Below are 6,939 nucleotides of genomic sequence, written 5' to 3' on the forward strand. Positions count from 1 at the left end.
CTGATAATCGGAACCAACATATATAGCTCCACCATTTCTAGCTGAAGAATTAGTAATGTTAATATTATTTAAAGTACTGTGACTATTGTATACCTGAATTGCACCGCCACAAGAATTAGAAGATGTATTAGTAATGCTAATATTAGTTAAAGTAGCACTACTGCCCATTATAAAAATAGCACCCCCACCATAATTTGGCCATGCATCAGTGACTTCTGAATCGATTATAGTTACATTTGCAAGGACGTTATTTGGATCAGATGTATAAAGACCTAATTGAATAGCACCCCCATATGAAGAGGCAGTGGCGTTTTTAATTATTATATCGCGGAATGTGTTTTGTACTGATGATTTTATACATATGGCCCCACCAGTTAATGATTCTGAATCATATATAGATATATTCTTCCAGTTTGAGCTTTCTGCATTGAAATAGATTGTACCACCCCAAGCACCAGTTATCTGTTCAGTTGAGGAATTGACAAAGGTAATATTTTCAAAATTGAAATAATAAGACAACTGGTTATGTGAAAATGCTCCGCCCTCATATTTTGCCTTGTTGTTTTTAAAAGTTAAATTATACAAATTGAAATAATAAGACGGTTGTGTAGTACGAATTGCTCCACCACGAGCTGCAGAATTGGATATAAATGAACAGTTGATAATATCAATATAATTTTTTATATGATTATCATTTTGAAAATGAATAGCACCACCAAGACCTGTAGAATATAAAACAGAATTTTCAGTAAAGTTGGTGTTTAAAATTGACATTTTCTCTTGTTTATATGTATATAGTGCACCCCCGTCACCTTTTGCATAATTTTTATTGAAATAAGAGTTATTTATCACGATATTTTTACATTGAGACATGGAGATTGCACCACCATGCCCATTTGTAGCATTATTGCCTACAAAAGAACAATGGTCAAATGTCACATTTGAAATACTTTGAGCTAATTTAATTGCTCCTCCACCCCATATATTACCAGAATAGGAAGCGACATTGCTTTCAAAATTTGAATTAGTTATTTTGGAATGGCTTCCGCCAATCAAAATAGCACCCCCACTAATTGCAGAAGAGCTTGTGAAATTACAGTTATCTATAATTAATTTTGAATTTGATGTAATAGCCCCACCATCTCCACTATATTTGGCATTGGTGAAAGTTATACCTTTTAATGTTACTGTAGCTCCGTCGATATTAAATATTCTGGACTTCTCCTTTGCATCAATGACAATGTTGCCTTGACCCACAATAGTAATGTCCTTATTTTTAATAGAAATACCAGTATTACCAGAATCGGAACCTCCATAAGTATAGTTTCCAGTCAAGGTAATCGTACCAGTATTGGAGTTAATCAACGTTTGTAAATCTGAAAATGATCCGCCAGCTCCGGTTGCATCGCCTAAAACATCAGAATCATCTGAAACTGAAAGAGTGGACAAATCATTACTTGTCTCAACAGCCTCCCCCTTAGGAGTTGTGAGAGTTCCATTTGCATCATCCACACCAATATCTGCAGCCGAAACTGCAGAAATTGCGCAAATCATACATAATATTAATAATATTATTAAAATCTCTCGTTTATTCATACATTCATCTCTCCAATAGATGTAAAATAAAATTTACATTTATTATTTTTCGTTAAGTGATATATATTTTAAAAAAAGAAATTATATAAGTTTTACTATTATAAAAAATTTTGAAAAAAGTATAAAAAAATATTATTAATCTAAAAAAATATGAACAAAATAGAATAACGAACAGATTATATAAATAATACTAAACTATTACAAAATTTGACTAAAAATTTTCAAAATCAAAAACTTCAAAATGAAACAGTGAAAAAAAAATTCTATTAACAATATATTACCCTCAAAACCAATATGAAAAAATTAAACATATGCTATAAAATTTACAAAATATTGAATTAATTTTAAAAAATTAAAAAAAATATACAATATATGTTGTTAGTTATTGTATAAAAGCATATCTTAGTTCAAAAAGAATATGGCAACAAATTACAATTGTTTAATAAATATAATCATCGCTACAATCATTATACAAAACAGTGAAATAAACCAATGAAAATAAAAAGAGAATTCAATGAATAGAGCCAAATTAGAAAGTTTAGATAAAAATCTATTGTAAAAATATCCAATAAAAAAAAATTCTTATCCTATGTAAAATAACAATTATAGTTAATTACCAAACTTTTGGTATATATGTTTCAAACCATTTATCATAAACTTTTGTATCTAAAATCGATTCTTTATAGGTATTTATAGTCAATTCATGTAAAAATTCTTTTGATTCGAGATAATAATGTTTTATTTCTCTTTTCATTTGTCTCCAAATTTGTTCGATTGGATTTAAGTGAGGAGAGTATGGTGGAAGGTATATTAAAGTAATATTGAGATGTAGTGCTATTTTTTTGATGAATGCGGATTTGTGAACGCTATAATTATCTAGAATTAAGCATAACCTTTGTTCGGTTTGCATTTTTGTTATTATATTTTCTTTTGTTAATAGATTTAATGTTATTTTTTCTTCTTATTTCTCTTCTTTTTTTCACATTGTTTAGTGATTCTCGATTGCAGTGTTTTCCGATTATTCTGGCTATTGTTGAGGTTGTATCATTTTTATATTTTTCGAGTGTTTTTAAAATTTTTTCTGTGAAAACTTCATTATTTTCATTGTTTTTCATTAATTGTTCGTCTATTTCTTCATCTGTTAGATTTACTTCTTGTATGATTTTGTTTAATATTTTTATTGTGTTTTTGTTTTTTGTGTTTGCGCATCTTAGTTCTATTGAGGCTATTGCGATTTCAGGGGCTGTTGAGGAATTTGTTATTGTGATGGTTGAGTTTCCATTTATTGTTAATGATCCTGTGGCGTTGATTTTGAATTTGTATGGATTTACGATTTGTGTATGCTTTGTTCCTCTTTTATATAATGATTTTTGAGTGTAAGGTTCATTTTGAAATGATGCTTCGTCAAATAAGACTATAATATCGTTTGTTGTTACATTGTGTTCTTTTAAGTTTTTTTTAACTGTTCTTCAGCATCTTCTGGTGATTTTGAAAATTTTGGATATGCTTTGCTGTAATTGTATCCTAATTTTTTCACAATTTTTCCTATTTGCTTTAAACTATAATTTACATTGAATCTATCATTAACAAGCAAATGTACATCTTTCATTGACATATTGGGTGTTTCTTCTATGATTTTATCCAATTCAATTAGTTGATCATAAGTTAATTTTGATGGCCTTCCGCCACCAAAAGAAGGTTTTAAACCTTCTAATCCTTCAGATTCGCAGGTTTTTGCCCATCTATGAACTGTTTGATATGATTTTCCTATTATTCTTGCAGCTTCTGCAATGGAATGTCCTTCACTTATGATTCTAATTGCAATTAACCTTTGATAATACCTATGGAAAGCCACATACTTTGTGATTTCTTCATCCAGAGCAGTTTTCTTAACTTTATTTAAAACATCAATTGTAGATTTTCCTGACATACTTTATTATCTGCCATTCATCTATAATAAAAGTTTGGTAATTAACTATAATATCTCTTTCTTATTCATAGTACACCCCCTCCAATTTTGTAAAATATATTTTCCATCGGAAAATATTGGAGAGTTTATTATGGTATTTGTTTTAGATTTTTATAATATATATGTTTTTTGTCGGCAAAAACCGGAAAAAACTAGAAAATATTCAAAAAAATAAGAAAACTATTAAATATTCTTCAAATATACACCCCTCATAAAATAATGTGTAAAATAATACCCCCTCCTTGTAAACTAGGTTCAATATGAATATGTACAAATGAAAAAAAATAAGAAAAATAAACATAAATTAGTATTACTCCCACAATCAAAAATTAAAAATTAACTAGCTGTCAAAATATGACAAAGCAATATGAATAAAATCTAAAAATAATTTCGATTTTTAGATGAAATATGTATAAAAAAATATTAAAAATGCTGAAAATAATTACCAAATCTGCTTAAAAAGTAAAAATAAAAGTTAATAATTTAATAAATTCATTATACAAATCCAATTGTTAAACAAAACATAAAAATCTGACAATATCATTACTGAAATGTTAATGAATTCCCACTAAAAAATTCACGGACATGAGACAATAATTCATGGCAGACAAGAACAGCGAACAACCTGTTTGACAAAATACCAACTAAATTGGAATATCTAAAGTACTACTTTTTCATATAGATTATATTAAAAATAAGAAATCAGACCTACTTTCTAAATCTTCTTAATCTAGCAGATCCAAATGTCAATAATATTAATAACAATATGAATATCGGATTACCTGTTTCATATTTTTCCAAGCCGACAGGCACATGAGGGCTGTGGCGTGTATCGTTTTTGTCCTCTTTAATAGGATTGACCTTAATGCTTCCGGCAGTGTTGCCGGCCAAGTACTTATCATCACCGGAGTAATAGACTTTGATGTCATGAACACCAACTTTTAAACCAGGAACAATGAATCCCGCTTCACCGTTTCTGATTGTTTGGGTGTACCTTTTACCTTCAATTTCAATGGTTATTGTACCTGTTGCATCTTTCGGAACTGTTACTTTAATAACTCCATTATCTCCTACAGTAATGTCCGGCGCATTGATAGTGATGTCAGGTTTTAGTTTGGATACTTTAAATGTGTCCCTGCCATCTGTCGGCAAGTACTTCTCATCACCGGAGTATACTGCATCAACAGCGTATTTTCCGGCTTTAAGATTTGGAATGTCAAATGTCGCTTTTCCATTTTCAACTGGAGCTGTGTATTTTACGCCATCAACTGTTATTGTAACAGTTCCAGTTGCATCACTCGGCAAAGTCACAACAATCGGTTCGTTTTCACCAATATAAATGTCAACTGAATCAACAACCAATTGAGGTTTTATTTTATGGACAGCGAATGTTGTTGAGTTTTTGGATGAGGAGTATATTTTATCCCCATTATAGATGACCTCAACTGATTTTTCTCCGGCTTTTAGGCCAGGAACATTAATGGTTGCTTTTCCATCAGTAATGTTCACATTGTATGATTTGCCGTCGACTTTAATAGTTACATTGCCTGTTACTCCAGTTGGACCCACATTAACTTTGATGATTGCATCCTGGCCAACATAGATATCTTGAGCGGTCACTACAACATTACTCATTCTAGCTCTCACATGGAATACATCAGAGGTATTTACGCTTGAGTAATTTTCATTTCCGTTATATATTGCAAATGCTGGATAGGTGCCCGCAGGCAAGTTAATCAAGTTCCAGGTTGCTCTTCCATTATAGGCCGCCTTAGCTGCTTGAAGCACGTCAGTTGACATGACACCATCGTCAAGTGGAATTTCAACTGTGATTCCATAAACTGTGACATTCACGCTTCCAGGTGCGTTGACTGTCACATTCAATACTTCCACTTCACCAACCCAGATATCTACAACTTCAATGGTTATTATTGGAGTTAGACGTGCAACATGGAATTTGCCTGTTGTGGAATTAGCAGCATATTTACCATCTCCACCATAGACAACAATGACATCATAGTCTCCTCCTGCCAGGTCTGGTACTGTCAATTCAGCAATTCCATTATTGATTGGGACATCAGGATAAGTTTTATTGTTAATGGTTATGTTTACGAATCCTGTTGCATTGACCGGAAGGGTTACTGTGATTATTTCATCTTCACCATAAGTGATATTTTGAGTTTCCAAATCGATTGGAGTATTTATTTTTTCAACACTTACGTTATCGCATGGATATTCGTTATTGGATTTATTTGTGTCGTTTTCTTTTGATTTGACCACGACAACATTTTCTATCAATCCTTCTTTTATGACTTTAACTGTTAAGGTCAATGTTGCAGTTGATCCGTTTGCCAGTTCACCCACATGCCAAATGCCTTCATTTTCACTGTAGTATCCTTTAGCTGTGACATTATCGATGAGTGAAACTGAGTCGGATAGTTTTTCTGTGACTTTTACTTCAGTTGCATTGCTTGGACCGTTATTGTGAACTGATATGACATATACAATTTCATCGCCGACGAAAGCTGCGGTTGTGCTAACTGTTTTGTTAATGCTCAAATCAATGATTGGAAGAGAGGTAACATTATCGGATGAAGCATTATTATTGGACCTGTTAGTGTCGTTTTCATTACTTGTCACAGTTACAACATTTGAAATTGTTCCATTGGCAAGAATCCTCACAACCAAAGTCAAGGTTGCAGTTTCGTTAAAGTTGAGATTTCCGATGTTCCAGACAGAACCATCATAACTTCCGAAATCAGTCTCATTACCAATTAACTCAACCAATGGAGAAAGCCTTTCAGTAACATTAACCCCAGTCGCATTGGAAGGACCATTATTAGTCACAGCAATTGTAAACTCAATTAAATCAGAAACATTGACAAGAGTTGCATTGACAGTCTTATTGATAAATAAATCAACAACAGGAAGAGCAGTAACATTATCAGATGAAGCATTATTATTGGACCTGTTAGTGTCGTTTTCATTACTTGTCACAGTTACAACATTTGAAATTGTTCCATTGGCAAGAATCCTCACAACCAAAGTCAAGGTTGCAGTTTCGTTAAAGTTGAGATTTCCGATGTTCCAGACAGAACCATCATAACTTCCGAAATCAGTCTCATTACCAATTAACTCAACCAATGGAGAAAGCCTTTCAGTAACATTAACCCCAGTCGCATTGGAAGGACCATTATTAGTCACAGCAATTGTAAACTCAATTAAATCAGTTACATTAGCTTTAGTAACATTAACAGTCTTAATAATAATCAAATCAACAACAGGAAGAGCAGTAACATTATCAGAAGAAGCATTATTGTTGGACCTGTTAGTGTCGTTTTCATTACTTGTCACAGTTACAACATTTGAAATTG

General features: G+C 31.9%; 4 protein-coding genes and 1 pseudogene. All 5 read right to left on the reverse strand.

Annotation, left to right across the window (positions count from 1 at the left end; translation table 11 throughout):
- Positions 1-1,554: pseudogene (locus Q4Q55_RS09045) on the reverse strand (hypothetical protein); the annotation flags it as partial.
- Positions 1,555-2,209: 655 nt separating this feature from the next.
- Positions 2,210-2,506, reverse strand: a complete 297-nt coding sequence (locus Q4Q55_RS10665; protein WP_368660153.1) for a transposase — start codon at positions 2,504-2,506, stop codon at positions 2,210-2,212.
- The gene (locus tag Q4Q55_RS09050; RefSeq protein WP_303372491.1) at positions 2,469-2,711 is read right to left on the reverse strand and encodes a hypothetical protein; all 243 of its coding nucleotides are present in this window, start codon (positions 2,709-2,711) and stop codon (positions 2,469-2,471) included. The genes Q4Q55_RS10665 and Q4Q55_RS09050 overlap by 38 nt, the downstream gene beginning before the upstream one ends.
- 332 nt (positions 2,712-3,043) lie before the next feature.
- Positions 3,044-3,526: a helix-turn-helix domain-containing protein gene (locus Q4Q55_RS09055; RefSeq protein ID WP_303372492.1), complete on the reverse strand. Its 483-nt coding sequence runs from the start codon at positions 3,524-3,526 to the stop codon at positions 3,044-3,046.
- Positions 3,527-4,273: 747 nt separating this feature from the next.
- A partial coding sequence (locus tag Q4Q55_RS09060; RefSeq protein ID WP_303372493.1) for an Ig-like domain repeat protein occupies positions 4,274-6,939 on the reverse strand: 2,666 nt, incomplete at its 5' end.

This window comes from Methanobrevibacter sp., assembly GCF_030539555.1.
In the GTDB taxonomy this organism is placed as follows: domain Archaea; phylum Methanobacteriota; class Methanobacteria; order Methanobacteriales; family Methanobacteriaceae; genus Methanocatella.